This window comes from Streptomyces sp. NPDC018833, from assembly GCF_044390825.1.
GTDB lineage: Bacteria > Actinomycetota > Actinomycetes > Streptomycetales > Streptomycetaceae > Streptomyces.
Map to the genome: position 1 here is coordinate 181,422 of NZ_JBIRZM010000012.1, position 26,629 is coordinate 208,050.

Sequence of the window (26,629 nt, forward strand, 5' to 3'; positions counted from 1 at the left end):
AGGACAAGGACGACTACAGCGACAAGAAGGACGACTACAGCGACAAGAAGTGGGACAAGGACGACCACGGTGACAAGAAGTGGGACAAGGACGACCACGGTGACAAGAAGTGGGACAAGGACGACCACGGTGACAAGAAGTGGGACAAGGAGGACCACGACAAGCCGCACGGTGGAGTGCACACCGGCGGCGGCGGCACGGCCCTCTCCGGTGGTGGTCTGGCCGCCGGATCGGTCCTGCTGCTCGGCGGCCTCGGCGCCGGTGCGTACATGCTGCGCCGTCGTGGCGTGAACGGTTCCGCGGCCTGACGCCCCCGGGCCGTGTTCGGTCCACGACCCGTCGCGGCCGCCGCCCTCAGGGACGGCGGCCGCGGCGTCGGCGTCTCCGAGCCCGGGCCGCGGCCGTGCACCGCACCGCACCGCACCACATGGCCCCCCGCCCTCGCCCCGTCGTCACGTCGTCACGGCAGTGAAAGGTACAAACCCCGTATGTCCGCGCAGCCACCCCTTGTGCAGTCGCAGACCACAGCCGCCCCCCGCTCCCTCGGGCGCGCCTTGCTCTGGCCCGCCGCGGCCGTCGCTCTGGGCTTCATGCTGGTCTTCAACTCGTTCGACACCACGACGGACGCCAAGCCCGCCGTCCCGCCCGTGGTCTCCTCGCCGGCAGCCGTCGACGCGCCGGCCCCCGCCGCCAAGAAGCCGGACGCGGCGCTGCCGCGCGCCAAACCCAACCGGCTGAAGATCAAGGAGATCGCCGTTGACGCGCCCTTCATGGGTCTGTCCCTCGACTCCAAGGGGAAGTTGGAGGCGCCACCGCCGAACAACAGCAATCTGGTCGGCTGGTTCCAGGAGGGCGTCTCGCCGGGCGAACGCGGCACGGCGATCGTCGCGGGTCACGTCGACACCAAAACCGGCCCCGCTGTCTTCCTGCAGCTCAGCGAGCTCAAGAAGGGGAGCAAGGTCGACATCGCCCGAGAGGACGGCACCATCGCCACCTTCGTCGTCGACTCCGTCGAGAGCTTCATGAAGTCGAACTTCCCCGACAAGCGCGTGTACGCCGACACTCCCGACGCACAGCTGCGGCTGATCACCTGTGCGGGCACGTACGACAAGAAGGCCCAGGACTACCCCGAGAACCTGGTGGTCTTCGCTCACCTGGCCTCGGTGCGGAAGGGCTGAGGCGTTGCGGGGCCGGGCCGCAGCACGCGGTGACGAGGGCGCGGGCGGGCGCATCGTCGTCGCCGTTGTGGGCAGCCTCAAAGCGGTGAGAGGCGTGAAACGGCCGAGCGCATCGGAGGCCCGTGATGCTGCACCACACGATCGAGCGCGGGGTCCTTTTGATCACGATCGACGGCGAGGTGAGCCTCGGTCATCACGTTGCTGTGGCGGGCGACATCGCGCATCTGGTCAGGGCCCATCTGCCGGCACCGGTGGTGATCGTGCTCTCCGTGCCCGAAGTGAGCGCGGGGATGCTCAGCACCGTGCTGCGGGCCCACGTGCTGTGCGGTCGGTTCGACGTGCTGATGGCGGTCGTGACGCCAAGTGCGCCGGCCCGGCGCCTGCTCGAGGCGAACGCGGATGTCGGCGGCACCCGGCTCGTCGTCTTCGCCAGGACCGGCCAGGCGCTCGACGCGATGGCCGGGACGCGCCCCGCCTGGGCGGCCTGAGCGAGTGTCCGGAAGAGACCCCATGCCTGCGGGCATGGGGTCTCTTCGTCGCCGTGAACTGAATCTCTATACCCCCCTTGCGTATGCGCTCCCCGCTGTCCCTTTGGATTGACTTTATACCCCCTAGGGGTATGCTGAATATGCGGTCGTGGAAGAACGGCCCTGATCGAGGAGCGACTCATGAACACCGGTGTCAAGGTCACGGCCTTCGCGGCGGCACTCGCGGCGACCTTCGCCACGGCCTACGGCGTGGGCCGTGGCGTCGACCCCGTGGTGGCCGAGGCGGAGCCGGCGGAGCACGGCGGCCACGCCGCCGGGGAGCAGGAGAAGGGCCACGGCGGGCACGCCGGTGAAGTCGGGAGTGCGCCCTCCCTGCCGGGCGGACTCCAGGTGTCCGAAGCGGGCCTGACCCTCGACCTGCGGACACAGCGCGTCGAGGCGGACAGGGCGGCCGAACTGCGCTTCGCCGTGGTGGACGACAAGAGCGGGCGCATCGTCACCGCGTACCGCCGCGCGCACGGCAAGGAGCTGCACCTGATCGTCGCGTCGCGCGACCTGACCACATACCGGCATCTGCATCCGGTGCGGGCGGCCGACGGCACCTGGTCCGTACCGGTGCGACTGCCCAAGGCCGGCGGCTACCGCGTCTTCGCCGACTTCACCCCGGCCGCCAAGGGCGCCCGTGGCCTCACGCTCGGCGCCGACCTCGCCGTGTCCGGCCGTGCCGAGCCCGAACCGCTGCCCGCGCGGAGCACCACCGCCACGGTGGACGGCTATCAGGTCTCGATCCGCGGCGACCTGCGCCCCGGGGCGGGCAGCGAGCTTGTCCTCTCGGTCGCCAAGGACGGCAGGCCGGTCACCGATCTGCAGCCCTACCTGGGTGCGTACGGGCACCTCGTCGCCCTGCGCTCGGGAGACCTCGCTTATCTGCATGTGCACCCGAACGGCGAGCCCGGCGACGGCACCACCCAGCCCGGCCCGGAGATCTCGTTCACCGCCACCGCGCCGAGCAAGGGTGCCTACCGCCTCTTCCTCGACTTCCGCCACGAAGGCAAGTTCCGGACCGCCGCCTTCACGCTTCACGCCGGGGGGCCCGCCGCCGGGCAGCCGCCGGCAGGGGGCGAGGAAGAGCCCGGTCACCACTCCCGGTGAGGCCCGGCACGCGGTGTGAGCGGGGCGCGCTCGGGTACCCGGCGTGCTGGACGGGGGTGCCTGGCATGCGAGGAGGCCATCATGGCTGCTGATATCTGGGGCTACCCGGAGACCGCCGCCTATGTGCCCGGAGCGGAGCTCGTCGGATACTCGGTCCAGGCGACCGACGGTTCGATCGGGAAGGTCGACCGGCACACCGAGGAGGTGGGCAGGTCCTACCTCGTCGTGGACACCGGGCCGTGGATCCTCGGCCGGCGTGTGCTGCTGCCCGCGGGGCTCGTCGCGCGGATCGACACGGGCGACCAGGTCGTCCATCTCTCCTGCACCAAGGCCGAGGTGAAGGACTCGCCGCCCTTCGAGAGCGGCAGGCACGAGGATGACCTGACGTACCTCAAGCTCATCGAGCACTACTACGCGAACCGCCACATGTGACGGCCCCGCCCACGGTCTCCATCGTCACGGTGCCGGGGTCGCGGCACCGTGACCGGCTCCCCGCTCTCGCCGTACGAGCGCGGTCGACCGCCCACCAGGTACGTCGCTGCCAATGGCCACTCTCGGGCGCGTCAGTTCGGTTGAACGTGCCGGGTCCGCCCGCCTGGCCGGTGCACCGCGGTGCGGGTGACGGCAGGCGGTGCCCGTCATCGCGATCGCGATCGGCACGGGGATGGCGGCGCTCGTGAGCGGAGCCGTCCGGGCCAATCCGGCGCACCCGTACGCACTACTGGTCGGCGCGGCGCGTTGCGGCGCGACGCGCGGGAGGGTGCTCTATGGCAGGCCACGCCCACCCGTGCCGGCCGCATGCCGGCTTCCCCCGTCAGGAGGCACCGGATGCACCGCACCGCAGCCCTCGCCGCAGCGGTCCTTCTCGCCGTCGCCGCAGCGGTCCCGGCCGTCCCCGCCACGGCGTCCCCGGCACCGCAGCGCGCGGAGAAGCCGACCCTGCCCCGCGGCCTGTTCCTCACCGTCTCCGGAGCGGAGAACACCTGGATCCGGGGAGTACTGCTGCGGTGCAGCCCCGAGCCGAGCGGCCCGCACCCCGACGCGGCGGGAGCCTGCGCCGCCCTGGACGAGGCGCGCGGTGACCTGGACGGGCTGCGGGGCGAGCCGCATCCGTGCACGAAGCAGTACGACCCGGTCACGGTGAGCGCCACCGGCGTCTGGCGCGGACGTCCGACCGCCTGGCACAAAACCTTCCCGAACGCATGCGAACTGGCCGCAGCGACCGGAGCCGTCTTCCGATTCTGAGGGCCCGGGTCAGGAGCCTGGCCTCAGGTGCTCCTCGGGATCCCGGCCTCAGGTGCTGCGCGAGGCGACCATCCCGATGGTGACCAGGCCGAGAACCACCCAGCCGAACCACAGCCAGCCGTTGCTGCCGAGCGCCGCCGTATAGGCCGTCACGACCACGAGGGACCCGACGGTCAGCACTCCCATGACCTTCGTCGAACCGGACATGTGCGCCCTCCTCCGACGGCCGGGCCGTCGACACCATGGTCCCGCGTCAGGAGGGCGTTGCGCTACCGGCCCGTGAAAGAACGGGAGCGTCAGCGGCTGCGGGCCTGGAGCGAGGCGAGATACGCGTTGTACGCCTCCAGCTCCTTGTCACCGTCCCGGTCCGCCGCCCGGTCCCGGCGCTTGGCCAGCCGCTGGTCGGAGCGGTACCACTGGAAGACCAGTGCGATCAGCACCACCACGGACGGGATCTCGCTGAAGGCCCAGGCGATACCGCCCGCCGCGTTCTGGTCGGAGAGCGCGTCGATGCCCAGCGAGGCGGGCGGATTCTCGTACGCCCTGACCATCGGCTGGGTCGCCATCATCAGCGCGATGCCGAAGAACGCATGGAACGGCATGCCCGCGAACAGCTCCAGCATCCGCATCACATAGCCGGGCCGGTGCGGTCCCGGGTCCACGCCCATGATCGGCCAGAAGAACACCAGGCCGACGGCGAGGAAGTGCAGCATCATCACGATGTGGCCGGTAGTGGACTCCATCAGGAAGTCGAACAGCGGCGTGAAGTACAGCCCGTACAGACTCGCGATGAACAGCGGGATCGTGAACGCGGGATGGGTCACGATCCGCATGTACCGGCTGTGCAGCAGCATCAGGAGCAGCTCCCGCGGACCCTTCTCCCCCCGCCCCGCGACCGGCAGTGCCCGCAGCGCGAGCGTGATCGGAGCGCCCAGCAGGAGCACGATGGGGGAGAGCATGCTGATCACCATGTGCTGCACCATGTGCACGCTGAACATGACCATGCCGTAGTCGTTCAGCTTGGTGCACATCACCACCGCGACACTGAGCACACCGATGGTGAACCAGACCGTACGGCTCACCGGCCAGGCGTCCCCGCGGCCGCGCAGCCGCGCGACGCCCCACCCGTACAGGCCGAGCGCCACCAGACAGGCGACCAGGAAGAAGGGGTCCGGTGAGAACTCCAGGGCACGCCCCAGCGTGAACGGCGGCAGATCCATGGTCATGCCGTGTCCGCTGTGATCCATCTGTGCACTCCTGGAGGGTTCCTGATTCGTGCGGGTTGTCCGCTTGCCGCACCAGACTAGAACCGCCCCCGGACGCAGCTGCGACCGGGGGCGGTTCGTTCACTCCTGTACCGATTTCAGGTGTGCTTCAGAGCACGCACTCCGCCTCGTCGTACCGGTCGGCCGGAACCGTCTTCAGCGTTCGGGTCGCGTCCGCGAGCGGCACCATCACGATGTCCGTGCCGCGCAGCGCCGTCAGCATCCCGAATTCGCTGCGGTGGGCCGCCTCCACCGCGTGCCAGCCGAATCGTGTGGCGAGCACACGGTCGTACGCGGTGGGGGTGCCGCCGCGCTGCACATGGCCGAGGATCACCGGGCGGGCCTCCTTGCCGAGCCGCTGCTCCAGCTCCACGGAGAGCTGGCGGGCCACACCCGCGAACCGCTCGTGCCCGTAGATGTCCTTGCCGCCCTCGTCCCAGCGCATCGAGCCCTCGCGCGGCTTCGCACCCTCGGCGACGACCACGATCGCGAACTTCTTGCCGGCCGAGAACCGCTCGCCGACCCGCATGGTCAGCTCTTCGATGTCGAACGGGCGCTCTGGGACGACGATCGCGTGGGCGCCGGCCGCCATGCCCGAGTGCAGCGCGATCCACCCGGTGTGCCGGCCCATGACCTCCACGATCAGCACGCGCTGGTGGGACTCGGCCGTCGTCTTCAGCCGGTCCAGCGCCTCCGTCGCGACACCGACGGCCGTGTCGAAGCCGAAGGTCACATCGGTGGACGCGATGTCGTTGTCGATCGTCTTCGGCACGCCCACGATGGGCAGACCGGCCTCGGACAGCAGGTGGGCCGCCTTCAGCGTGCCCTCACCGCCGATCGGGATGATCGCGTCGAGACCGAGATCGGCGACATGGCCCTTGGCCCGCTCCACTCCGTCGCGCAGATGCGCGGGCTGGACGCGGGAGGAACCGAGGATCGTGCCGCCGCGGGCCAGGATGCCGCCCACCGCGTCGAGGTCGAGCTTGCGGTAGTCGCACTCCAGGAGGCCCTTCCAGCCGTCGTGGAATCCGATGACCTCGTCGCCGTGGTCGACGACGGCACGGTGCACGACGGAACGGATGACGGCGTTCAGACCGGGGCAGTCGCCGCCGGAGGTGAGCACACCTATGCGCATAGCCCGAAAACCTTTACAACGTGGGCCGACTCCCGGACCACGTCGTCCGGTTGGATCCCCGCCACCCTACCGGCGTGGAGGGGCGGGTCAGAAACGGGCGTCCGACAGGTGGGACCGCGCCCACGACCCTTCGCTCAGCTGAGCGAAGGGTCGTCAGGATGTGTGCTCGACTGAGCGGGGCGCGCGTCAGGCGGGCTGGGTCGCGGCCCGGATCCGCTCGTCGCGCAGGGCCTCGAACCAGCGGTCGTCGGTCGGCGGCAGCGCGTTCACATCGAGGGCGAGCTTCAGCAGCAGGTCCGCGATCTGCGGGTTGCGGGCCATCACGGGACCGTGCATGTAGGTGCCGAAGACCGTGTCGTTGTACGCCCCCTCAGTGCCGTCGCCGGTGCCGTTGCCGCGGCCGAGGACCGTGCGCGCGAACGGCCTGGCGGTCGGGCCGAGATGGGTGATGCCCTGGTGGTTCTCGAAGCCGGTCAGCTGCGGCAGTCCCAACTGCGGGTCGATGTCGGCCAGGACGTCACCGACGCAGCGGGCGCCCTCGCCGCGCGTGGAGACCACGTCGATCAGGCCGAGGCCCGGTTCGCGCTCACCGAGGTCGTTGATGAACTCGTGGCCGAGGATCTGGTAGCCGGCGCAGACCGAGAAGATGATCGCGCCGTTGGAGGCCGCACGGCTCAGGCCGCCGTCGCGGCGCAGCCGCTCGGCCGCGAGCCGCTGCGGGCGGTCCTCACCGCCGCCGATGAGATAGATGTCGCCCGAGGTCGGCACCGGCTGGTCACTGCGCACGTCGATGCGCATCACGTCGAGACCCCGCTGCCGGGCCCGGCGCTCGACGACGAGCGCGTTGCCCTGGTCGCCGTAGGTGCTGAGCAGATCCGGGTACACCCACACCAGACGCAGACTGCTGTTGTTCATTCTCATAAGTCCTTTTCGTCCGTCCGTCGTCAGTCGCTCAGTTGCCGACGCGGCGGCGCACGTCCTGGAAGGCGGTGTAGTTGGCGATCAGCTCGATACGTCCCGGCGGGGCCGTCTGCACGGCCTCGTCGACGCTTTCGCACACGCGGAAGTCCAGGCCGGCGACCTCCAGCCGGACCGCGAGATCGAGCTTGCGGTCGCCGATCACGAGGATCGGGTGCCCGGCGAGCCGGGTGTAGTCGACGTCCCACAGCCAGGAGGTGTCGGTGCCGTCCGCGCCACGGGCGTTGACGGACAGGATCACGGGCGTCGGCGGCGGGTCGATCAGCGAGAACGTCTCCAGCCAGCCGGCCGGGTTCTTCGCGAGCAGCAGGCGGATGTCACGGCCGAGGAAAGAGACGACGTCGTAGCGGCCGGCGACGGCCTGGACCTGGTACATGCGCTCCAGCGCGACCTGCGGGGGCACGCCGAAGCACGCGGCGACGGCGGCCGAGGTGGCCGCGTTCGCCTTGTTGGCGCGGCCGGGCAACTGGAGGTGGATCGGCCAGGCGGAGCCGTGCGGGTCGAGGACGTGGTCGCCGCTGAGCACCCAGCTCGGCGCGGGGCGGCGGAAGCCGCACTCGCCGCAGAACCAGTCGTCACCGGGGCGCTGCATTACGCCGCCGCAGGACGGGCAGGACCAGGCGTCGTCCTTCCACTCCTGCCCGGCGGCAACCCAGACCACATTGGGGGAGGAGGAGGCGGCCCACACGACCAGCGGGTCGTCGGCGTTGGCGATCACCGTGGCCTTCGTGCCGGAGAGGCCCTCACGCCACTTCTCGGCCAGCATCCGGGTCTCCGCCGCGCGGTCCAGCTGGTCGCGGGAGAGGTTGAGCAGCGCGATGGCCTTGGGCGTGACGTCCCTGGCGACACCGGCGAGGTACTTCTCGTCGACCTCGATCACAGCGAACTTGGCGTCCGAGCCGCCCGCCAGCGCGGAGGTGATGCCCGCGGGCATGTTGGCGCCGAGCGCGTTCGACACGACCGGTCCGCTGGCGCGCAGGGCCTCCGCGATCAGCCGTGTGGTGGTGGTCTTTCCGTTGGTCGCCGACACGAGGACCACGTCCAGGTGCTGCGCGAGCCGCCCCAGCAGGTCGGGGTCGAGCTTGAGCGCCACCCGGCCGCCGATCACCGATCCGCTGCCGCGCCCGGCGGCGCGCGACACCGCCGCCGCGGCCTTGCCCGCCGTAACGGCCAGCTTGGCTCGCGGCGTCAGCTCCGAGTTGCCTGACATCGTCCTTGATCCTCCTAGCATCGGTCCGGAGCCAGCCTATCGACCTCTTCCGGGCAGCCCGTACCGTGGCACCGTCGGAATACGTGGAGGTCACGGGGGGCCTGCGAACGAACGTACGCTGGTCGCCATGCGAAACCGGCCCATCCCCGGCAGTTCCGGACTGGTCAGGCCCATGAGCCTGCTCGGCGACACGGTGCTGCACGCCCCCTGCGAACCCGTCACCGACTTCGGCGAGGACCTCGCACGGCTGGTGGAGGACATGTTCGCGACGATGTACGCGGCGCAGGGTGTCGGCCTTGCGGCCAACCAGATCGGCCTCCCGCTTCGCGTGTTCGTCTACGACTGCCCCGACGACGAGGACGTCCGCCACCTCGGACACGTCGTCAACCCGCGCCTGGTGGAAGCGGACGGGGTCACGGTGCGCGGCCCGGAAGGATGTCTGTCCCTGCCGGGCCTCGAGGCGGGAACGGAGCGCTTCGACCGGGCGGTCGTGGAGGGCCTGACCGTCGACGGCGAGCCGGTCCGCGTGGAGGGCACTGGCTTCTTCGCCCGCTGCCTGCAGCACGAGTGCGACCACGTGGAGGGCCTGGTGTACGCGGACCGCCTGACGCCGTGGCGCCGGGGCCGCCTGGCGAGGTCGGCACGCAGGGCGCCGTGGTCGACACGGGAGGGCGTGGCGCGGCTGCGGTGACGCCGGAACGGGGGCGTTCCCCTCGCCGGGGCTCCGGTGGGCCCGCCCCCTGGCGCCCGCGGGCGTGGGAGGACGGGGGCGCGGAGCCCCCGGTTGACGGCCCCCCCGTCAGAACCCGGGCCCCCCCACGCGATCCGGGACCTCGAAGAGGCGGCCGCACAGCAGGTCCGTCAGGCTCTTCACCAACTCCGCCCGTGTGCACGGGCGTTCGCCCAGCCACCAGTCGCCTGCCGCGTGCATCATGCCGACGATGCCGTGGCCCCACACCCGCGCCAGTAGTTCGCCGCCCGGGCCCAGGTCGACGCGGTCGGCGATCACCTTGCCCAGTTCCTCGCCGAGGCGGCGCAGTACCGGCGCGGAGTGGCGACCGACGTCGAAGCCTTGCTCGGAGGGCTGGCTGACCTCCGCCGGGTGCATCAGGAAGCGGTAGACCTGGGGCCGTGCCTCGATCGCGGCGAGGTAGGTGTCCAGCGTTCCCGCCACCCGCTCACGGCGGTTGACGTCCGCGTCCACCGCCACCTGCAGGGCGCGCAGCAGTGCGTCGGTGTGGCGCTTCGCCAGGGCTCGGTACAGACCGCCCTTGTCTCCGAAGTGCCGGTAGAGGATCGGCTTGGTGATGCCCGCCTCGGCGGCGATCGCGTTCATCGAGGCGTGCGGCCCGTCGCGGAGCACCACCCGGTCCGCTGCCTCCAGCAGCTCCCGTCGCCGCTGGTCCGCCGACCGCTGCTGGTGTGTGCTCTCCATGTTTCGTCTCTCCCCGCCCTTGCGAATGCGTGAGGCGCAAGGTAACACCCGCTCAGCGGAACGAGTGATCCGGTGGCCTCGGTTGACAGGTGCTACTCCCCGGTAACAGACTTCTGTTACCGCAAGTAACGCCCGCGGGCGTCGTAGTGCTGGAGGGGACATGGCCGAGTTCACGCTCGATCTCAATGAGGACCAGAAGCAGGTCCGTGATTGGCTGAACGGCTTTGCCAAGGACGTGATGCGCCCGGCCGCCGCAGAATGGGACGAGCGTGAGGAGACCCCCTGGCCCGTCATCCAGGAGGCAGCCAAACTGGGCATCTACTCCCTGGACTTCTACGCCCAGCAGTTCTTCGACCCGACCGGCCTCGGCATCCCGATGGCGATGGAGGAGCTCTTCTGGGGCGACGCGGGCATCGCCCTGTCCATCGTCGGCACCGGGCTCGCCGCCGTCGGCGTCCTCGCCAACGGCACCGAGGAGCAGATCGGCACCTGGATCCCGCAGATGTACGGCGACGCCGACGACGTGAAGGTCGCCGCCTTCTGCTCCTCCGAGCCCGACGCCGGCAGCGATGTCGCCTCGATGCGCACCCGCGCCGTATACGACGAGGCCAAGGACGAGTGGGTCCTGGGCGGCACCAAGACCTGGGCGACGAACGGCGGAATCGCCAACGTCCATGTCGTCGTCGCCGTCGTCGACGCCGAACTCGGCTCCAGGGGCCATGCGTCCTTCATCGTGCCACCGGGCACCCCCGGCCTCTCGCAGGGGCAGAAGTTCAAGAAGCACGGGATCCGCGCCTCGCACACCGCCGAGGTCGTCCTGGAGAACGTCCGCGTGCCGGGCCACTGCCTCCTCGGCGGCAAGGAGAGGCTCGACGAACGCCTGGCGCGGGCCCGCGAGCGCGCCAGGTCCGGCGGCGGGCGAAGTGAGACGGGCGAAGGCCCAGGGCGGGTGAAGAACGCGGCCATGGCCACCTTCGAGGCGTCCCGCCCCGCCGTCGGCGCCATGGCGGTGGGCACCGCCCGTGCCGCGTACGAGGAGGCGCTCGAATACGCCATGACGCGCGAGCAGTTCGGCCGCCCGATCATCGACAACCAGGGTGTCGCGTTCCAACTCGCCGACATGCGCACCCAGATCGACGCCGCCCGCCTGCTGGTGTGGCGCGCCTCCTGGATGGCGACCACCAAAAGGCCGTTCACCTCGGCCGAGGGGTCCATGTCCAAGCTGTTCGCCAGCGAGACCGCCAAGAAGGTCACCGCGCAGGCCGTCCAGATCCTCGGCGGCAACGGGTTCACCCGCGAATACCCGGTGGAGCGCATGCACCGTGACGCCGCGATCTACACGATCTTCGAGGGCACCAGCGAGATCCAGCGTCTGGTCATCGCCCGCACCCTGTCGGGCATGCCGATCCGCTGACCCGGCGGACGCCTCGAAGGCTCCGGCCCGTAGGCGGGCCGGAGCCTTCGAGGTGCCGCGACCGAGCGGCTCGTCGGGTTCCGCACCCGGCAGTGCCGGATGCGGCAGCGCGATGACACCGGTCTTCGCCGGCGTGCGGCGACGATCCGGAACGTCACGGGGTCAGGCGGACAGCAGGGCCTCGATCGCCGCGACGACCTCGGGTGCCTCCGGCTCCGTGCGAGGGCGGAAGCGCGTCACCTCGCCGCGCGGTGAGACGAGGAACTTCTCGAAGTTCCACTGGACGTCGCCTGCCTCGCCTTCGGCGTCCGCCGTCTTCGTCAGCTCCGTGTAGAGCGGGTGCCGGCCCTCGCCGTTCACATCCGTCTTCTCCAGCATCGGAAACGTCACGCCGTACGTCGCCGAGCAGAACGCGCCGATCTCCTCCGCACTTCCCGGCTCCTGGCCCGCGAACTGGTTGCACGGCACGCCCAGCACCGAGAAACCCCGGTCGCCGTACGTCTTCTGCAGCCGCTCCAGGCCCTCGTACTGGGGCGTCAGGCCGCAGCGCGATGCCACGTTCACCACGAGAACCGCCTTGCCGCTGTGGTCGGCGAGCGACGTCGGCTCACCCGTCAGGGTGCGCAGCGGGATATCGAAAAGGGGCATCCGGGACTCCTTCATACCTGTGTTTATCTGATTCTTATTCTTCGTGTAGCGTGCGCGCGTTCGACAAGCATGCAACCACGAGGAAGTCCGCCCATGAGCGCCCCGACGCCCCCCTCCGCCCCGCAGGATCCCCAGCAGTTCCCGCAGGGCCAGCCCATCCCCGGTGCTGTTCCCGCGCCCGAGCCGGCCAAGAAGAGCATCCTCAAGAAGATTCTGGGGGTCGTCGGCCTCATCGTCGTCGCCCTGGCCGTGAAGTTCGGCGCAGCCTACGTCCTCGGCGACACCCCGGTCCGCGCCGAGGCCGGCGACTGCGTCAAGGTCACCGGCCCCGACGAGGCTCCCGAGGTCGAGACCAAGAAGTGCGGTGAGGCCGGCGCCAACTACAAGGTCGTCAAGGTCATCGAGAACAGCTTCGACGTCAACGCCTGCACGGTGGGCGAGGCCGCCCTGGCGCAGCAGTGGGACGCCGACAAGTTCGTCCTCTGCCTCGACCCGGTCAAGTAACGGCTGTTCGGCGGGACGCCCGGCCCTCAGGGCGCGCCCGCCGACGGCGGTTCCCGCGGCCCATCGCCGCCGGAGAGCAGCAGCCTGCACGACGTGACGCCTCTCCTGCCGGACGGGGACGGCGTGCCCGGTCGCCGGACACGCTGCTGACCGGCTACACCGGCCGGAACAGGCCCTCCTGCACGACCGACACCAGCAGCTCGCCCGCCCGGTTGTAGATCCGGCCGCGCGCCAGGCCACGCCCGCCGGTCGCGATCGGCGACTCCTGGTCGTACAGGAACCACTCGTCCGCCCGGAACGGCCGGTGGAACCACATCGCGTGGTCCAGCGACGCCATGTCGAAACCACGCGGCCCCCACAGCGGCTCGACGGGGATGCGCACCGCGTCCAGGAGCGTCATGTCGCTCGCGTACGTCAGCGCGCATGTGTGGACCAGCGGGTCGTCGCCCAGCGGGCCCACGGCACGCATCCACACCGCGCTGCGCGGCTCCGCGTCCTTGACCTCCTCGGGACTCCAGCGCAACCGGTCCACGTACCGGATGTCGAACGGCTGGCGGCGCCCCATCCGCTCCAGCGACTCCGGCAGCGCGCCCAGGTGTGCGCGGATCTCGTCGACGAGCCTGGGCAGCGTCGTCGGGTCCGTCAGATGCCGGGGCGGCAACTGGTGCTCGAACCCTGCCTCCTCGGGGCGGTGGAAGGAGGCCATCAGGTTGAAGATCGTCCGCCCCTCCTGGACGGCCGTCACCCGCCGCGTGGTGAACGACCTGCCGTCCCGCACCCGTTCGACCTGGTACACGATCGGCACGCCGGGCCGGCCGGGCCGCAGGAAGTACGAGTGCAGCGAGTGCACCGGACGCTCGCCGTCCGTCGTACGGCCCGCCGCGACCAGCGCCTGGCCCGCGACCTGGCCGCCGAAGACTCGCTGCAGCGATTCGTGGGGGCTCAACCCGCGGAAGATGTTGACCTCGATCTGCTCCAGATCGAGCAGATCGACCAGACGCTCGGCCGGATTGGTCATGACAGAACGCGTCCTCTCACAGCTGGCCGACGGACGTGACACGCACCACCGCCCGGCCTTCCTCGTCGGAGGCCGCCAGATCGACCTCCGCGCTGATGCCCCAGTCATGGTCGCCGTTCGGATCGGCGAACGTCTGGCGCACACGCCAGAGCCCGTGTTCGGGCTCCTCCTCGATCGCCAGCAGCTTCGGGCCGCGGGCGTCCGGACCGGTGCCCAGATCGTCGTACTCGTCCCAGTAGGCGTCCATCGCCTCGCCCCACGCCTGTGCGTCCCACCCCGATTCGGCGTCCATCTCGCCGAGTTCGCCGACGTGGTCGAGAGCGGCCAGCTCCACACGGCGGAACATGGCGTTGCGGACCAGGACGCGGAAGGCGCGGGCGTTCGCCGTGACCGGCTTGACCTGGTCGGCCTTCTCCTGCGCCTCCTCGGCGGTCTCCACCTCGGGATTCGCGAGCTGCTCCCACTCGTCCAGCAGGCTGGAGTCGACCTGGCGCACCATCTCGCCCAGCCAGGCGATCAGGTCCTCGAGATCCTCCGTCTTGAGGTCGTCCGGGATCGTGTGGTCCAGCGCCTTGTACGCGCTCGCGAGGTAGCGCAGCACGATGCCCTCGGTACGGGCCAGTTCGTAGAAGGAGGTGAACTCGGTGAAGGACAGCGCCCGTTCGTACATGTCGCGGATGACCGACTTGGGCGACACCGGATGGTCGCCGACCCAGGGGTGCGACTTCTTGTACAGGTTGTAGGCGTGCCACAGCAGCTCTTCGAGCGGCTTGGGGTACGAGATGTCCTGGAGCCGCTCCATCCGCTCCTCGTACTCGACGCCGTCCGCCTTCATCGCACCCACGGCCTCGCCGCGCGCCTTGTTCTGCTGGGCGGCCAGGATCTGGCGCGGATCGTCGAGGGTCGACTCGACGACCGAGACCATGTCGAGCGCGTACGACGGGGAATCGGGGTCCAGCAGCTCGTACGCGGCCAATGCGAAGGTCGACAGCGGCTGGTTGAGGGCGAAGTCCTGCTGGAGGTCGACGGTGAGGCGGATGGTGCGGCCCTCGGCATCGGGCCTGTCGAGCTTCTCGACGACGCCGCCGTCCAGCAGTGAACGGTAGATGGCGATGGCCCGCCGGATGTGGCGCAGCTGGTTCCTGCGCGGCTCGTGGTTGTCCTCCAGCAGCTTGCGCATCGCCTCGAAGGCGTTGCCGGGCCGCGCGATGACCGACAGCAGCATGGTGTGAGTGACGCGGAAGCGCGAGGTCAGCGGCTCCGGATCGGAGGCGATCAGCTTCTCGAAGCTGTTCTCCGTCCAGCCGACGAAGCCCTCGGGCGCCTTCTTGCGGACTACCTTGCGGCGCTTCTTCGGGTCGTCCCCGGCCTTCGCGAGCGCCTTCTCGTTCTCGATGACGTGCTCCGGCGCCTGCGCGACCACGAGGCCCGCCGTGTCGAAGCCCGCCCGCCCGGCCCGGCCCGCGATCTGGTGGAACTCGCGCGCGCGCAGCGTCCGCACCCGGTTGCCGTCGTACTTGGTGAGTGCGGTGAACAGCACCGTGCGGATGGGGACGTTGACGCCGACACCCAGGGTGTCCGTGCCGCAGATGACCTTGAGCAGGCCCGCCTGCGCGAGCTTCTCCACCAGGCGCCGGTACTTGGGCAGCATGCCCGCGTGGTGCACCCCGATGCCGTGCCGGACGTAACGGGACAGGTTCTTGCCGAACCTGGTGGTGAAACGGAAGTTGCCGATCAGCTCGGCGATCTTGTCCTTCTCCTCGCGCGAGCACATGTTGATGCTCATCAGCGACTGCGCCCGCTCCACGGCCTGCGCCTGGGTGAAGTGGACGATGTAGACCGGCGCCTGCTTGGTCTCCAGGAGCTCGGTCAGCGTCTCCGTGATCGGGGTCAGCCGGTACTCGTACGAGAGCGGGACCGGACGCGTCGCCGAGCGGACCACGGAGGTGGGGCGTCCGGTGCGGCGGGTCAAGTCCTCCTCGAACATCGACATGTCGCCGAGCGTCGCCGACATGAGGACGAACTGGGCCTGCGGCAGCTCCAGCAGCGGGATCTGCCAGGCCCAGCCGCGGTCCGGCTCCGCATAGAAGTGGAACTCGTCCATCACGACCTGGCCGACGTCGGCGTCCTTGCCGTCGCGCAGCGCGATCGACGCCAGCACCTCGGCGGTGCAGCAGATCACCGGGGCGTCCGCGTTGACCGAGGCGTCGCCGGTCAGCATCCCGACGTTCTCCGTGCCGAACAGCTTGCACAGGTCGAAGAACTTCTCCGACACCAGCGCCTTGATCGGCGCCGTGTAGAACGTGACCTTGTCAGCTGCCAGCGCCGTGAAGTGCGCACCCGCCGCGACCAGGCTCTTTCCCGATCCCGTGGGGGTGGACAGGATGACGTTCGCCCCTGAGACCACCTCGATCAGGGCCTCCTCCTGAGCCGGATAGAGCGCGATGCCCCGCTCCTCGGTCCAGGAGGAGAAGGCCTCGAAGAGGGCATCGGGGTCGGCGTCGGGCGGCAGCTGATCGATAAGGGTCACGCCCCCATCTTGCCTGCCATCCGCCCCGATGAGGGAACCGGCCGCCGCCGGGAAGATCACGACCGGTACGCTGCCCTGTCAACTGGGGTTCAGCACAACAGCAATGGGGCGGGAACGCACATGATGGGACCGGCGCACTCCCTGTCCGGGGCGGCTGCCTGGCTGGGGGTGGGCGCTGCGACGGCTGCCGCCGGCCACCCGATGCCATGGCCCGTACTCGTCGTCGGAGCACTGATCTGCGCGGGCGCGGCACTCGCCCCGGACCTCGACCACAAGGCGGCGACGATCTCCCGCGCCTTCGGCCCGGTGTCGCGCGGGCTGTGCGAGATCGTCGACAAGCTGTCGTACGCGGTCTACAAGGCGACGAAGAAGCCGGCAGACAAGCGCAGGACCGGCGGTCACCGCACCCTGACGCACACCTGGCTGTGGGCGGTGCTCATCGGGGCGGGCAGTTCGGCCCTCGCCGTCATGGGCGGCCGGTGGGCCGTGCTCGCGATCCTGTTCATCCACATGGTGCTCGCGGTCGAGGGCCTGCTGTGGCGGGCCGCACGCGTTTCCAGCGACGTCCTGGTGTGGCTGCTCGGCGCGACGAGTGCGTGGATCCTGGCGGGCGTGCTGGACAAGCCGGCCAACGGCGCCGACTGGCTGTTCACCGCGCCCGGCCAGGAGTACCTGTGGCTCGGACTGCCGATCGTGCTCGGCGCCCTCGTCCACGACATCGGCGACGCACTGACCGTCTCCGGCTGCCCGATACTGTGGCCGATCCCGGTGGGCCGCAAGCGCTGGTACCCGGTGGGTCCGCCGAAGGGACTGCGGTTCCGGGCGGGCAGCTGGGTGGAGCTGAAGGTCCTGATGCCGGCGTTCATGCTGCTCGGTGGCGTGGGCGGGGCGGCGGCGCTGAACTTCATCTGAGGGGGCGGTCGCCTGGGGCGGGCTTGTTCCCCACCCCTTCCGGTGACCGGGGTGTCCGGGGTGGAGCACCCGGTCCACCGCTGGACGGGTGGGGAGGGCAAGGACGCGCTCGACGCCACATGGACCGACGACGAGACGGTCACCAGCGGGCACGAGGTCACCGCCACCCACCGCACGTACGAGATGGACGGCATGACGACGCTCGGCGAGGGTGACCGGCTGCGTACCGTCCTCACCCTCGCGGACAAGGCCGACACCACGGTGAGCCGGGGCGCGCGCGGCTGACCTGGTCACGGCTGGACGACACGTACACGGGCGACGCTACCTGCACGGCGAATGTGCCCTGCGACCAGCGGCGCGTGGTCGGCACCACGGCCGAGCGCTATCGGCTCCACGGCTCGGGCGGCTGCTACGACCGCAGCCTGCGCACGGTCCAGGGAACGCTGACCGAGGACCGGCGGGTGGGCTGATGTGACGCGCCGGGCTCGGGTCGTGCGCGGAGACCGGCCGGTGACCTCCGGCAGCCTCGCGGCAACCCGGCCGTGCGCAGGCACGGCCGGCACCTGGCCGTCCACACGGACGGCTCAAACCGATCCGTGGAGCGTCAGCAACGGCGTCCCGGACCGTCGACCAGCGTGGACAGCAGCTCACCGAGCACCTCTCGCTGCTCGATGGTCAGCGGTGCGAGGACGTCTTCGGCGGCTGCGCGGCGAGCGGCGCGCAGGGACCGGAGCGCGGCACGGCCGATGTCCGTGAGCTCGATGCGGGTCACCCTGCGGTTGGCCGGATCGGGGACGCGCCGCACGCAGCCGCCGGCCTCCAGGCCGTCCACCAGGCTGGTCACGGCGCGCGGCACCACCTCCAGGCGCTCCGCGAGGTCGGCCATGCGCGGCGGCCGGTCGTAGTGCGCGACGGTCCGCAGCAGACGGGACTGCGCCGGGGTGATGGCGATGTCGGCGGACTCCAGCTGGCGCTTCTGACTGCGGTGGAGACGGCGGGTCAGCCGCAGCAGCTGCTCGGCGAGCAGGCCGTCGGCGTCGGAGGGGCTCATGCGGGAACAGTATCAGGACGTGCTTCATTGTGAATACAGGTAACAGTGAGCTAGGCTCTCGAAGACTGTCCGTCCGCCGACCGTGCGCGTCCGCATGCCGGAAGGAGCCCATTGCGTCCCGAGCATCCGACCTGGACCCCACCGCCCAAGGATCCCGACCAGCCGCCCGCCGACGTGCGCCGCATCCTGCGCCTCTTCCGGCCCTACCGGGGCAGGCTCGCCGTCGTCGGACTCCTCGTCGGCGCCTCCTCGCTGGTCTCCGTCGCGTCGCCGTTCCTGCTGCGCGAGATCCTGGACACCGCGATCCCGCAGGGCCGGAGCGGGCTGCTCAGCCTGCTCGCTCTCGGCATGATCGCCACGGCGGTGATGACCAGCGTCTTCGGGGTGCTCCAGACGCTGATCTCGACCACTGTGGGCCAGCGCGTCATGCACGACCTGCGCACCGGGGTCTACGCGCAGTTGCAGCGCATGCCCCTCGCCTTCTTCACCAGGACCCGCACCGGCGAGGTCCAGTCCCGCATCGCGAACGACATCGGCGGCATGCAGGCGACCGTCACCTCCACCGCCACGTCCCTGGTCTCCAATCTCACGGCGGTGGTCGCCACCGTCGTCGCGATGCTCGCCCTGGACTGGCGTCTCACGGTCGTCTCGCTGCTCCTGCTCCCGCTGTTCGTCTGGATCAGCCGCCGCGTCGGCCGTGAGCGCAAGACGATCACCACACAGCGGCAGAAGCAGATGGCGGCGATGGCCGCCACTGTCACCGAGTCCCTGTCCGTCAGCGGCATCCTCCTCGGCCGCACCATGGGCCGGGCCGATTCCCTGACCCGGTCCTTCGCGGACGAGTCCGAGCGGCTGGTCGACCTCGAAGTGCGCTCCAGCATGGCGGGCCGCTGGCGGATGTCCACGATGGGCATCGTCATGGCGGCCATGCCCGCCCTCATCTACTGGGCGGCCGGTCTCGCGCTCAGGGCGGGCGGACCGGCGATCTCCCTCGGCACGCTCGTCGCCTTCGTCTCGCTCCAGCAGGGCCTGTTCCGGCCGGCCGTCAGCCTGCTGTCCACCGGCGTGCAGATGCAGACCTCGCTCGCCCTCTTCCAGCGGATCTTCGAGTACCTCGATCTCCCCGTGGACATCACCGAGCCGGCACGGCCGGAGCCGCTCGACAAGGTGAGCGGCGAAGTGCGCTTCGAGGACGTCGTCTTCGCCTACGACGCCCGGCAGGAGCGGCCGACGCTCGACGGGATCGACATCACCGTGCCGGCGGGCGGCTCCCTGGCCGTCGTCGGCCCCACCGGCTCCGGAAAGTCCACGCTGAGCTACCTCGTGCCCCGGCTCTACGACGTCACCGGCGGCCGCGTCACGATCGACGGAGTCGACGTCCGCGACCTGGGCTTCGACACGCTCGCGCAGGCCGTCGGCGTCGTCTCGCAGGAGACGTACCTCTTCCACGCCTCCGTGGCTGCCAATCTGCGCTTCGCCAAACCGGACGCCACCGACGCAGAGATCGAGGCCGCGGCCCGCGCGGCACAGATCCACGACCACATCGCGTCGCTGCCCGACGGCTACGACACCCTCGTCGGGGAGCGCGGGTACCGCTTCTCCGGCGGTGAAAAACAGCGGCTCGCCATCGCCCGCACCATCCTGCGCGACCCGCCCGTCCTCATCCTGGACGAGGCGACCAGCGCCCTGGACACCCGCACCGAGCACGCCGTGCAGCAGGCCATCGACTCCCTCTCCGCCGGACGTACGACCATCACCATCGCCCACCGGTTGTCGACCGTCCGCGACGCGGACCAGATCGTCGTGCTGGAGTCCGGACGCATCGCCGAGCGCGGCACGCATCGGGAACTGCTCGACGCCGACGGCCGCTACGCCGCGCTGGTCCGCAGGGACGCGGAGTTGCAGCCCGCCGCGTCCGTGACCGCCGACGCCGGCTGAGGGCCTGCCCCGCGGGAGAGCTTGCTCCACGGGCTGTGAGGCCGACGCCACCTGATGCCGTCCCGGGGGCCCGTGCCGCCGACGCCGGCTGAGGGGCGTTGTCGCACAGGCGGTGAGGCCGACGCCACCTGACGCTGCCCACCGGGACTGTGACTGCCGACGTACGTTGTTCCAGGTTCTCATGACGCTTCGTCAGGCTCGGTGAAGAGCCGCCCCGGCGGTCAGGCGCGGCACGCGGTACGGCATGATCGCTGCTCATGAGAGCTCTCCTGGGCGTCGACCTGCCGGGGTTCCGGCCCGTCGACCACGACGTATGGGCGAACGACGGGGGCGACATCCTGTCGCTGCACTTCTTCGGTCTGCCGCCGGACCTGCCCGCGTCCCTCGACGACGGCCCCGCCCTGCGCGCCGCGCTCACGCGGCGCACCGCCGAAGCGGGCGGCGGACTGATCGAAGCATCGGTCAAGACGCTGGGAGCCCTGCCCGCGCTCCGTCAGATACTCAAACTGCCGCTCCCCGGGCAGCCCAGCGGGCAGGCGTTCATCGGCAGCTTCACCATTCCCCGGGCCGACTGCAGCACCGTCGTGAAGATCCAGGCGGCCGAGCGCGGGACGACCGGCATGCGCGAAGCGATGGTGATGGCCGAGGTCGGCCCCGCCGACTACTTCCGCCCGCACCCCTACGCGCCGGAGGTGCAGGGCGGCCTGCCCTTCCACGCGGCCGATCACGCCCAGTGGGACGCCCGGTTCCCCGATCACCCGCTGAGCCGGGTCCGCCGTGGCCTCGCCGCCCTTGCCGAAGGGGTCGAGGTGGCACCGGAGTTCGCCCGGCTCCCGGCGTTCGCGCCCTGAGCGGACCCCGCACACGACGGCGCCGCCGCTTCCCGGGGACGTCGGGACGGGCGGCGTCGCCTCGGGTGGGCGAACAACCGCGTTGGCGTTCGTGCGTTCGCATGGCGCGTGTCGCGTCGGGGCAGGTACCGGGACGGAAGGGGCGGCCGCGTTAGCGTGCCCGTATGTCGAACGAGCACGCGTCGGGCCGGCCCGGGCGCAGGTACCGCCTTACCCGCCGCGGCCGTCTTGTCCTGGTCGTGGGCACGGTGACCGTGGTGGCTGCCGCCGTCCTGATGCCGTTCCTGCTGAGGGAGGACGAGACCGAACGGCCCCGGCCCGCGCCGAAGTCGCTGGTGATCCCGGAAGGGTGGCGCGCAGGCCAGGTCTACGCTGCCGTCGACAAGGCGCTGAAGCGGAAACCCGGCACCGCGCAGACCGCCGTCCGCGCGGCCCGGCTGAATCTTCCGCCGGAGGCCCGCGGAAACCCCGAGGGCTACCTCTTCCCGGCCACGTATCCCGTCGACGAGAGCAGCACACCGGCGAACCTGCTCAGCTTCATGGTCAACACGGCCAACCAGCGGTTCGGGGCGAATGCCGTCGCCGCGAGTGCCCGCAGGGGCGGCCTCAGCCCGTATGAGGCGGTGAACATCGCCAGCATCGTGCAGGCCGAGGCCGACACGACGCCCGACATGGGCAAGGTGGCGCGGGTCATCCGCAACCGCCTGGCCAAGGAAATGCCGCTCCAGATGGACTCGACCCTCAACTACGCCCTCGAGCGCAGCACCTTGGACACGACGACCGAGGAAACGCGCCTCGACAGCCCCTACAACACCTACGCGCGCAAGGGCCTGCCCCCGACCCCCATCGGCAACCCGGGCGAGGAGGCGCTGCGCGCCGCGGTCGCGCCGCCCAAGGGCGACTGGCTGTACTTCGTGACCGTCGCGCCCGGGGACACACGCTTCACCGGTGACTACGACGAACACCGGCGCAATGTGGAGGAGTTCAACGAGCGCAGGGCCGAGGCGAGAAGCATGGGCTGACCGCTGACCGCTGGCCGTTGGCACTGACGGCTGATTGCCGCCCCTTCCCCCTGGAGCTGTCCACGGCCGGGACGGACAGTCTCAGACCAGGGCCGGTTCCCGTTCCAGCAAGCGCTTGATGTCCCGGACCGCGGCGCGCCCGGCCCGGTTCGCCCCGATCGTCGACGCCGACGGGCCGTAGCCGACGAGATGGACCCGCTCGTCCCGCACGGCGCGCGTCCCCTCGACCCGGATGCCGCCGCCCGGCTCCCGCAGCCGCAGTGGGGCCAGATGGTCGATCGCCGCCCGGAATCCCGTCGCCCACAGAATCGCATCGGCCTCCACCGTACGGCCGTCGTCCCAGGCCACACCCGTCGGTGTGATCCGGTCGAACATCGGCTCACGGTCCAGCACCCCCGACGCGAGGGCGCGACGGACGGCGTCGGCCAGGGGCAGCCCAGTCACCGACACCACGCTCAGCGGCGGCAGCCCGCGCCGTACGCGCTCCTCCACCATGGCGACTGCCGCCCGCCCGGCGTCCTCGTCGAAGGGGCCCTCGCGGAAGACGGGAGGCCGGCGGGTCACCCAGGTGGTCGCGGCGGCCACTTCGGCGATCTCCATCAGATGCTGCGTGCCCGACGCCCCGCCGCCCACCACGACGACGCGCTGCCCGGTGAACTCCTCGGGGCCGGGGTAGTTCGCGGTGTGCAGCTGACGCCCCCGGAACGTCTCCTGGCCGGGGTAACGGGGCCAGAACGGCCGGTCCCAGGTGCCGGTCGCGTTGATCAGCGCGCGGGTCGCCCATACCCCCGCCGAGGTCTCGACCGCCAGCCGACCGCCCTGGGACTCCCGTACCGCGCGGACCCGGACGGGCCGGTGGACTCGCAGGTCGAAGCGCTCCTCGTACGCGGCGAAGTACGCGCCGATCACCTCGGAGGACGGCCGGTCGTCCTCGGCACCGGTCAGTTCCATGCCGGGCAGGGCGTGCATGCCGTGCACCTTGCCGTACGTGAGCGAGGGCCAGCGGAACTGCCAGGCGCCGCCGGGGCGGGGCGCGTGGTCCAGGACCACGAAGTCCCGGTCGGGAACCAGACCGGCGCGCCGCAGGTGGTAGGCGGCCGAGAGACCCGCCTGCCCGGCGCCGATGACGACCACGTCCACGTCGTGTGCCCCAAAGTTGTTCACGGTTCTACCAACTGTGGAGGGGTCCCGGAACTTCCCGCACAGGGCCGTGTGAGGCGCGCGGGGCACCCGACGGCGGGAGGATGGGGCCATGCCCGGACACTTCACCACCACGACGCTGACCCTGACCACCGGAACCACCGAGACGGTCACCGATCTGACCCACGCCTGCGAGCAGTTCCTCGCACAGCACGCGGAAGGCAGGGACGGCCTGCTCAACGTCTTCGTCCCGCACGCCACCGCCGGTGTCGCCGTCATGGAGACCGGGGCGGGCAGCGACGACGACCTCCTGGCCGCCCTGCACACCCTTCTGCCCGCCGACGACCGCTGGCAGCACCGTCACGGCAGCCCCGGCCACGGCAGGGACCATGTCCTGCCCGCCCTCGTCCCGCCGCACGCGACACTGCCGGTGATCGGCGGACGCCTGGAGCTGGGCACCTGGCAGTCGCTCTGTCTGGTGGACACCAACAGGGACAACGCCGACCGTCAGGTGCGTCTGTCGTTCCTGGGGCAGTCGCCGGCCCGCGGCCATTCGGGGACCGAAGCTTGAGCCACCGGGCTCCGGCAGGCGCGGCCGGGGTGGCGCGCGAGCAGCTCAGATGCGGCTCGGATCCTCGGACGGCACCACGTCACGGCGGACCGGTGGAGCCCGGTCCGGCCGCGGAGGGCTCGCCGGACGGCCGGAGGGGCATACTTGTTACACGATGACGAACCGATCCGCGCCCCGGCGCCACCTGCCCACCAGCCCCTTCGGAGTCCCAGCCGAGCCCGTGATCAAGGACTTCGCCCTCGGCGACCGCGTCTCCCACGACCGTCACGGCCTCGGAAAGATCATCGGCCAGGAAGCCACCGGTGCTTTCCTCGTCGACTTCGGTGCCTGCCAGACCCGCATCGTCAGCCCTTACAAGGGGATGCACAAGCTCTGACGGCCGGCCGCGAAAGCAGCCGGATATCAGGTGACGCACGGGGCCCGGCCGCCGCTCGGCGGCCGGGCCCCGTGCGTCTGGCGGTCAGCCGGTGGTGAGCTCGTAGAAGCCCCGGCCGAAGGTGGCCGCGACCATACGGTGGTGGCCGGCGTCGTACTCGATGTCGTCGACCGGGACCGCGGGCATGCCCCTGCCCAGCCGGAACCACTGCCGCCCGCCCGACGGGGAGAGGAAGACGCCCTGGTCGGTGCCCGCGTACAGCACCTTGCCGCGCCCGATCACCAGGTCGTTGACGGGTGCGTCGGGCAGGTTCCCCGACAGGTCGTGCCAGTGCCTGCCGCCGTCCGTGCTGCCGTAGACATGGGCGAGCCCCGAGCCCGCGCGGTAGGCGGAGTGGGTGGTGTAGACGCGGTCGGGGTCGGCGGGGTCGACGGCGACGCGGGTCACCCAGGGGAGTCCCTCGGTCAGCTTCGTCCAGCTCGCCCCCAGGTTCCTGGTGACCCAGACGCGGCCGTCGTCCGTGCCGGCGTAGACGGTCCTGCCGTCGCCGGCCGGGGCGACGGAGGTGATCGTCCCGTAGTTGGTGTAGATCGGATCGGGCCCCGGCCCGCCGGACAGGTCGGGGCTGATGGCCTGCCAGGTCACGCCGCCGTCCGTGGAGCGGTTGAGCACCTCGGCGCCGTAGTAGACGATCTTCGGGTTCCGCGGGTCGAGGACGACCGGCGTGAACCAGTTCCGCCGCTTGAAGGTCGTCCGGTCGGCGAAGTAGGTGAGGGTGTCGCCGCCGTCGGTGGACCGGAAGCAGTTGCCGTACTGGTAGCAGGCGAACACCGTGTTCCGGTCGGTCGGGTCGATGAGGTTCTCCTCCCCGTCCCCGCCGAGGTACTCGTTGAAGCCGTCACCGCCCCATGAGCGCAGCGAGCCGTTGTCCTGTGCCCCGCCGGAGATGCGCGAGGTGTCCTGGGGGGTGATCGCCGCGCTGTAGAGCTGGGTGTAGGGCTCGTGACGGGCCTTGACCCAACCGCCGTCGCCGCCCGTGTCCGAGCGGTAGACCCCGCCGTCGTTGCCGAGGTAGACCCGGCCGGGCCGGCGGGGGTCCCAGACCATCGCGTGGTGGTCGACGTGGATGCTGGTGTCGTCGTACGTCCAGGTGGCGCCGGCGTCCTTCGTGGTCATCAGCGGTACTCCGGCGACGTGCAGATGCCGGGCGTCCTCCGGATCGATCCAGACCTTGCCGAACCACCATCCGAACGACGACTGCGAGTCCGTGAGGCTCTTGTCCGCGGGCGTCCGGCTCCAGGTGTCACCGCCGTCGGTGGAGGTGTAGAAGCCCTCGAACGGCCCGCTGGTCCGGCTGACGATGGCGTAGAGCCGCTCGCCGGCGACGGCGAGTCCGATCCGGCCCACCTGCGGGCCCGCTGCGGGCAGGCCCCCGCCGAGGCGCTGCCAGGTCTTTCCCTCGTCGGTGCTGCGGAAGACGCCGGAGCCCGTGCCGCCGTAGGTGCGCAGCCCGGGCGTGCGGCGGTGGTCCCACATCACGGCGTACAGCGTCGAGCCCTGGACGAACACCTCGGTGGCGCCGGTGAATTCGTTCGATCCGTTGAGGATCCGCCGCCAGGTGTCCCCGCCGTCGTCCGAGCGGTACACGCCCCGGTCGCCGCCGCCGTTGTAGAGCGACCCGGCCGCGGCCACGTAGATGCGCCGCGGATGCGCCGGGTCCACGGTGATCGCGCTGATCGCGCCGGAGTCGCGCAGCCCGATCGGGTGCCAGCGCTTCCCGCCGTCGGTGCTGCGGTACAGGCCAGTGCCCTCGTAAGTGATGCTCCCGCCACCCGGGTTGGGCTCCCCGGTCCCGGCGTACAGCGTCCCGTCGGGTGCCGTGGCGACCGCTCCCATGGCCTGCGTCCAGTCGTCGGGCCACACGGACTCGAAGGTCTGCCCCGCGTCCGTGCTGCGCCACACCCCGCCACTGGCCGCGGCGGCGTACACGGTGTCGGCCCGCTGTGGGTCCAGCGCGAGCGAGACGATCCGTCCGCCGATGTTGGTCGGTCCGATCGGCCTCCATCGCCCGCCGGCGGTGGGCAACAGACGTGCCTGCGCGGCGGCGTCGGCGTGGGCGTGGCGGGGGATCGGCTGTCCGGGCAGCGTCTTCTGCAGATACCGGTACTCGGCCGGCGCGGCAGGTCCACGGACGGGACGGTAGACGTCGGGCGGGCCCGGCGGGCCCGGCGGGGCCGCGGCGGCCGGCGCCGCGATCACCGCGAGGCCGGCGGCCAGGACTAAGACCGCCTGAAGGAGACGCTTGTGCGGCATGGGCACCTTCTTCTTCATCGTCATGGCCATTTCAAGCCGTGCCGACGTTACGAGAATCGGGAGCCCGGCAGAAGGCCACGACCCGGCCTTCGTGTCCGTCCAACGCACCGGCGGTCGAGCGTACCGGCGGTCGAGCGTACCGGCGGTCGAGCGCACCGGCGGTCGAGCGCACCGGTGGTCGAGCGCACCGGTGGTCGAGCGCACCGGTGGTCGAGCGCACCGGTGGTCGAGCGCACCGGTGGTCGAGCGCACCGG

Annotated in this window: 27 protein-coding genes and 2 pseudogenes; 17 read left to right on the top strand and 12 right to left on the bottom strand. The window is 70.8% G+C overall.

The window, feature by feature from the left end; genetic code table 11:
- The 6 genes and pseudogenes from ACH5AF_RS23855 to ACH5AF_RS23880 all read left to right on the top strand — a co-directional run.
- Nucleotides 1–308, top strand: a pseudogene (locus tag ACH5AF_RS23855) (hypothetical protein); the annotation flags it as partial.
- 180 nt (nt 309–488) lie between these two features.
- Entirely contained in the window at nt 489–1,178 is a 690-nt protein-coding gene (locus ACH5AF_RS23860) for a class F sortase (protein ID WP_398903998.1), read from the top strand.
- Nucleotides 1,179–1,303: 125 nt separating this feature from the next.
- Complete coding sequence (locus ACH5AF_RS23865) at nt 1,304–1,666, top strand: hypothetical protein (RefSeq protein ID WP_398904000.1); 363 nt, start codon at nt 1,304–1,306, stop codon at nt 1,664–1,666.
- Nucleotides 1,667–1,846: 180 nt separating this feature from the next.
- Nucleotides 1,847–2,818: a hypothetical protein gene (locus ACH5AF_RS23870; RefSeq protein ID WP_398904002.1), complete on the top strand. Its 972-nt coding sequence runs from the start codon at nt 1,847–1,849 to the stop codon at nt 2,816–2,818.
- Between the two features lie 81 nt (nt 2,819–2,899).
- The gene (locus tag ACH5AF_RS23875) at nt 2,900–3,250 is read left to right on the top strand and encodes a PRC-barrel domain-containing protein (protein ID WP_398904004.1); all 351 of its coding nucleotides are present in this window, start codon (nt 2,900–2,902) and stop codon (nt 3,248–3,250) included.
- A gap of 396 nt (nt 3,251–3,646) precedes the next feature.
- Nucleotides 3,647–4,063, top strand: a complete 417-nt coding sequence (locus ACH5AF_RS23880; RefSeq protein WP_398904005.1) for a subtilase-type protease inhibitor — start codon at nt 3,647–3,649, stop codon at nt 4,061–4,063.
- 48 nt (nt 4,064–4,111) lie between these two features.
- Here ACH5AF_RS23880 and ACH5AF_RS23885 read toward each other — a convergent pair whose 3' ends face one another.
- The 5 genes from ACH5AF_RS23885 to ACH5AF_RS23905 all read right to left on the bottom strand — a co-directional run bounded on the left by ACH5AF_RS23885 (nt 4,112) and on the right by ACH5AF_RS23905 (nt 8,651).
- Entirely contained in the window at nt 4,112–4,270 is a 159-nt protein-coding gene (locus ACH5AF_RS23885) for a hypothetical protein (RefSeq protein ID WP_398904006.1), read from the bottom strand.
- A gap of 89 nt (nt 4,271–4,359) precedes the next feature.
- Nucleotides 4,360–5,310 (bottom strand): cytochrome c oxidase assembly protein, encoded by a 951-nt coding sequence (locus ACH5AF_RS23890; protein WP_398904008.1) that lies wholly within the window; start codon nt 5,308–5,310, stop codon nt 4,360–4,362.
- A gap of 127 nt (nt 5,311–5,437) precedes the next feature.
- Nucleotides 5,438–6,463, bottom strand: a complete 1,026-nt coding sequence (locus tag ACH5AF_RS23895; RefSeq protein ID WP_398904010.1) for a 6-phosphofructokinase — start codon at nt 6,461–6,463, stop codon at nt 5,438–5,440.
- Nucleotides 6,464–6,649: 186 nt separating this feature from the next.
- A complete protein-coding gene (locus tag ACH5AF_RS23900; RefSeq protein ID WP_398904011.1) occupies nt 6,650–7,378 on the bottom strand; it encodes a type 1 glutamine amidotransferase in 729 nt (242 codons plus the stop codon).
- A 37-nt stretch (nt 7,379–7,415) separates the two neighbouring features.
- Complete coding sequence (locus ACH5AF_RS23905; protein WP_398904013.1) at nt 7,416–8,651, bottom strand: MurT ligase domain-containing protein; 1,236 nt, start codon at nt 8,649–8,651, stop codon at nt 7,416–7,418.
- A gap of 127 nt (nt 8,652–8,778) precedes the next feature.
- On the opposite strand from ACH5AF_RS23905, the gene def reads away from it, so the two are divergent.
- Entirely contained in the window at nt 8,779–9,342 is a 564-nt protein-coding gene (def, locus tag ACH5AF_RS23910) for a peptide deformylase (RefSeq protein ID WP_398904015.1), read from the top strand.
- A gap of 108 nt (nt 9,343–9,450) precedes the next feature.
- On the opposite strand, the gene ACH5AF_RS23915 is transcribed toward def, so the two are convergent.
- Nucleotides 9,451–10,086, bottom strand: a complete 636-nt coding sequence (locus ACH5AF_RS23915; RefSeq protein WP_398904017.1) for a TetR family transcriptional regulator — start codon at nt 10,084–10,086, stop codon at nt 9,451–9,453.
- A 160-nt stretch (nt 10,087–10,246) separates the two neighbouring features.
- Between ACH5AF_RS23915 and ACH5AF_RS23920 the strand changes: the two genes are divergently transcribed.
- Nucleotides 10,247–11,500, top strand: a complete 1,254-nt coding sequence (locus ACH5AF_RS23920; protein WP_398904018.1) for an acyl-CoA dehydrogenase family protein — start codon at nt 10,247–10,249, stop codon at nt 11,498–11,500.
- A gap of 162 nt (nt 11,501–11,662) precedes the next feature.
- Here ACH5AF_RS23920 and ACH5AF_RS23925 read toward each other — a convergent pair whose 3' ends face one another.
- The gene (locus tag ACH5AF_RS23925) at nt 11,663–12,148 is read right to left on the bottom strand and encodes a glutathione peroxidase (protein WP_398904021.1); all 486 of its coding nucleotides are present in this window, start codon (nt 12,146–12,148) and stop codon (nt 11,663–11,665) included.
- 93 nt (nt 12,149–12,241) lie between these two features.
- On the opposite strand from ACH5AF_RS23925, the gene ACH5AF_RS23930 reads away from it, so the two are divergent.
- On the top strand, nt 12,242–12,652 hold the full coding sequence (locus ACH5AF_RS23930; RefSeq protein ID WP_398904023.1) for a hypothetical protein: 411 nt from the start codon (nt 12,242–12,244) through the stop codon (nt 12,650–12,652).
- Nucleotides 12,653–12,806: 154 nt separating this feature from the next.
- On the opposite strand, the gene ACH5AF_RS23935 is transcribed toward ACH5AF_RS23930, so the two are convergent.
- The gene (locus tag ACH5AF_RS23935) at nt 12,807–13,670 is read right to left on the bottom strand and encodes an acyl-CoA thioesterase (protein WP_398904025.1); all 864 of its coding nucleotides are present in this window, start codon (nt 13,668–13,670) and stop codon (nt 12,807–12,809) included.
- A 16-nt stretch (nt 13,671–13,686) separates the two neighbouring features.
- Nucleotides 13,687–16,200 (bottom strand): DEAD/DEAH box helicase, encoded by a 2,514-nt coding sequence (locus ACH5AF_RS23940; protein ID WP_398904027.1) that lies wholly within the window; start codon nt 16,198–16,200, stop codon nt 13,687–13,689.
- A gap of 120 nt (nt 16,201–16,320) precedes the next feature.
- Between ACH5AF_RS23940 and ACH5AF_RS23945 the strand changes: the two genes are divergently transcribed.
- Both ACH5AF_RS23945 and ACH5AF_RS23950 read left to right on the top strand, forming a co-directional pair.
- A complete protein-coding gene (locus tag ACH5AF_RS23945) occupies nt 16,321–17,112 on the top strand; it encodes a metal-dependent hydrolase (protein ID WP_398904029.1) in 792 nt (263 codons plus the stop codon).
- 75 nt (nt 17,113–17,187) lie between these two features.
- Nucleotides 17,188–17,582 (top strand): annotated as a pseudogene (locus ACH5AF_RS23950) (peptide-N4-asparagine amidase); the annotation flags it as partial.
- A gap of 134 nt (nt 17,583–17,716) precedes the next feature.
- On the opposite strand, the gene ACH5AF_RS23955 reads toward ACH5AF_RS23950, so the two are convergent.
- Nucleotides 17,717–18,163 (bottom strand): MarR family winged helix-turn-helix transcriptional regulator, encoded by a 447-nt coding sequence (locus ACH5AF_RS23955; protein ID WP_398904031.1) that lies wholly within the window; start codon nt 18,161–18,163, stop codon nt 17,717–17,719.
- Nucleotides 18,164–18,274: 111 nt separating this feature from the next.
- Here ACH5AF_RS23955 and ACH5AF_RS23960 point away from each other — a divergent pair, with 111 nt between their 5' ends.
- The 3 genes from ACH5AF_RS23960 (at nt 18,275) to mltG (ending at nt 21,974) form a co-directional block, all read left to right on the top strand.
- A complete protein-coding gene (locus ACH5AF_RS23960; protein WP_398904033.1) occupies nt 18,275–20,101 on the top strand; it encodes an ABC transporter ATP-binding protein in 1,827 nt (608 codons plus the stop codon).
- Between the two features lie 257 nt (nt 20,102–20,358).
- Nucleotides 20,359–20,952, top strand: a complete 594-nt coding sequence (locus tag ACH5AF_RS23965; RefSeq protein WP_398904034.1) for a hypothetical protein — start codon at nt 20,359–20,361, stop codon at nt 20,950–20,952.
- 164 nt (nt 20,953–21,116) lie between these two features.
- The gene (mltG, locus tag ACH5AF_RS23970; protein ID WP_398904036.1) at nt 21,117–21,974 is read left to right on the top strand and encodes an endolytic transglycosylase MltG; all 858 of its coding nucleotides are present in this window, start codon (nt 21,117–21,119) and stop codon (nt 21,972–21,974) included.
- 81 nt (nt 21,975–22,055) lie between these two features.
- Here mltG and ACH5AF_RS23975 read toward each other — a convergent pair whose 3' ends face one another.
- Nucleotides 22,056–23,138 carry an FAD-dependent oxidoreductase gene (locus ACH5AF_RS23975; protein WP_398904037.1) on the bottom strand — a complete coding sequence of 361 codons (1,083 nt, stop codon included), beginning with the start codon at nt 23,136–23,138 and terminating at the stop codon, nt 22,056–22,058.
- An 88-nt stretch (nt 23,139–23,226) separates the two neighbouring features.
- Here ACH5AF_RS23975 and ACH5AF_RS23980 point away from each other — a divergent pair, with 88 nt between their 5' ends.
- Together ACH5AF_RS23980 and ACH5AF_RS23985 are read left to right on the top strand one after the other, a co-directional pair.
- The gene (locus ACH5AF_RS23980; protein ID WP_398904039.1) at nt 23,227–23,685 is read left to right on the top strand and encodes a YjbQ family protein; all 459 of its coding nucleotides are present in this window, start codon (nt 23,227–23,229) and stop codon (nt 23,683–23,685) included.
- A gap of 154 nt (nt 23,686–23,839) precedes the next feature.
- Nucleotides 23,840–24,061 carry a hypothetical protein gene (locus tag ACH5AF_RS23985; protein WP_215184221.1) on the top strand — a complete coding sequence of 74 codons (222 nt, stop codon included), beginning with the start codon at nt 23,840–23,842 and terminating at the stop codon, nt 24,059–24,061.
- A gap of 84 nt (nt 24,062–24,145) precedes the next feature.
- Here the strand turns inward: ACH5AF_RS23985 and ACH5AF_RS23990 are convergent, their stop codons facing one another.
- Nucleotides 24,146–26,374: a WD40/YVTN/BNR-like repeat-containing protein gene (locus ACH5AF_RS23990; protein ID WP_398904041.1), complete on the bottom strand. Its 2,229-nt coding sequence runs from the start codon at nt 26,372–26,374 to the stop codon at nt 24,146–24,148.
- Here ACH5AF_RS23990 and ACH5AF_RS23995 point away from each other — a divergent pair.
- The coding region (locus tag ACH5AF_RS23995; RefSeq protein ID WP_398904043.1) for a hypothetical protein at nt 26,373–26,629 on the top strand (257 nt) is incomplete at its 3' end. The genes ACH5AF_RS23990 and ACH5AF_RS23995 overlap by 2 nt on opposite strands.

What these genes read in the sequence shown, in the direction of transcription:
- ACH5AF_RS23860 (WP_398903998.1), top strand. Translation starts at nt 489, where the DNA reads ATGTCCGCGCAGCCACCCCTTGTGCAGTCGCAGACCACAGCCGCCCCC.
- ACH5AF_RS23865 (WP_398904000.1), top strand. Translation starts at nt 1,304, where the DNA reads ATGCTGCACCACACGATCGAGCGCGGGGTCCTTTTGATCACGATCGAC.
- ACH5AF_RS23870 (WP_398904002.1), top strand. Translation starts at nt 1,847, where the DNA reads ATGAACACCGGTGTCAAGGTCACGGCCTTCGCGGCGGCACTCGCGGCG.
- ACH5AF_RS23875 (WP_398904004.1), top strand. Translation starts at nt 2,900, where the DNA reads ATGGCTGCTGATATCTGGGGCTACCCGGAGACCGCCGCCTATGTGCCC.
- ACH5AF_RS23880 (WP_398904005.1), top strand. Translation starts at nt 3,647, where the DNA reads ATGCACCGCACCGCAGCCCTCGCCGCAGCGGTCCTTCTCGCCGTCGCC.
- ACH5AF_RS23885 (WP_398904006.1), bottom strand. Translation starts at nt 4,270, where the DNA reads ATGTCCGGTTCGACGAAGGTCATGGGAGTGCTGACCGTCGGGTCCCTC.
- ACH5AF_RS23890 (WP_398904008.1), bottom strand. Translation starts at nt 5,310, where the DNA reads ATGGATCACAGCGGACACGGCATGACCATGGATCTGCCGCCGTTCACG.
- ACH5AF_RS23895 (WP_398904010.1), bottom strand. Translation starts at nt 6,463, where the DNA reads ATGCGCATAGGTGTGCTCACCTCCGGCGGCGACTGCCCCGGTCTGAAC.
- ACH5AF_RS23900 (WP_398904011.1), bottom strand. Translation starts at nt 7,378, where the DNA reads ATGAACAACAGCAGTCTGCGTCTGGTGTGGGTGTACCCGGATCTGCTC.
- ACH5AF_RS23905 (WP_398904013.1), bottom strand. Translation starts at nt 8,651, where the DNA reads ATGTCAGGCAACTCGGAGCTGACGCCGCGAGCCAAGCTGGCCGTTACG.
- def (WP_398904015.1), top strand. Translation starts at nt 8,779, where the DNA reads ATGCGAAACCGGCCCATCCCCGGCAGTTCCGGACTGGTCAGGCCCATG.
- ACH5AF_RS23915 (WP_398904017.1), bottom strand. Translation starts at nt 10,086, where the DNA reads ATGGAGAGCACACACCAGCAGCGGTCGGCGGACCAGCGGCGACGGGAG.
- ACH5AF_RS23920 (WP_398904018.1), top strand. Translation starts at nt 10,247, where the DNA reads ATGGCCGAGTTCACGCTCGATCTCAATGAGGACCAGAAGCAGGTCCGT.
- ACH5AF_RS23925 (WP_398904021.1), bottom strand. Translation starts at nt 12,148, where the DNA reads ATGCCCCTTTTCGATATCCCGCTGCGCACCCTGACGGGTGAGCCGACG.
- ACH5AF_RS23930 (WP_398904023.1), top strand. Translation starts at nt 12,242, where the DNA reads ATGAGCGCCCCGACGCCCCCCTCCGCCCCGCAGGATCCCCAGCAGTTC.
- ACH5AF_RS23935 (WP_398904025.1), bottom strand. Translation starts at nt 13,670, where the DNA reads ATGACCAATCCGGCCGAGCGTCTGGTCGATCTGCTCGATCTGGAGCAG.
- ACH5AF_RS23945 (WP_398904029.1), top strand. Translation starts at nt 16,321, where the DNA reads ATGATGGGACCGGCGCACTCCCTGTCCGGGGCGGCTGCCTGGCTGGGG.
- ACH5AF_RS23955 (WP_398904031.1), bottom strand. Translation starts at nt 18,163, where the DNA reads ATGAGCCCCTCCGACGCCGACGGCCTGCTCGCCGAGCAGCTGCTGCGG.
- ACH5AF_RS23965 (WP_398904034.1), top strand. Translation starts at nt 20,359, where the DNA reads ATGAGAGCTCTCCTGGGCGTCGACCTGCCGGGGTTCCGGCCCGTCGAC.
- mltG (WP_398904036.1), top strand. Translation starts at nt 21,117, where the DNA reads ATGTCGAACGAGCACGCGTCGGGCCGGCCCGGGCGCAGGTACCGCCTT.
- ACH5AF_RS23980 (WP_398904039.1), top strand. Translation starts at nt 23,227, where the DNA reads ATGCCCGGACACTTCACCACCACGACGCTGACCCTGACCACCGGAACC.
- ACH5AF_RS23985 (WP_215184221.1), top strand. Translation starts at nt 23,840, where the DNA reads ATGACGAACCGATCCGCGCCCCGGCGCCACCTGCCCACCAGCCCCTTC.
- ACH5AF_RS23990 (WP_398904041.1), bottom strand. Translation starts at nt 26,374, where the DNA reads ATGCCGCACAAGCGTCTCCTTCAGGCGGTCTTAGTCCTGGCCGCCGGC.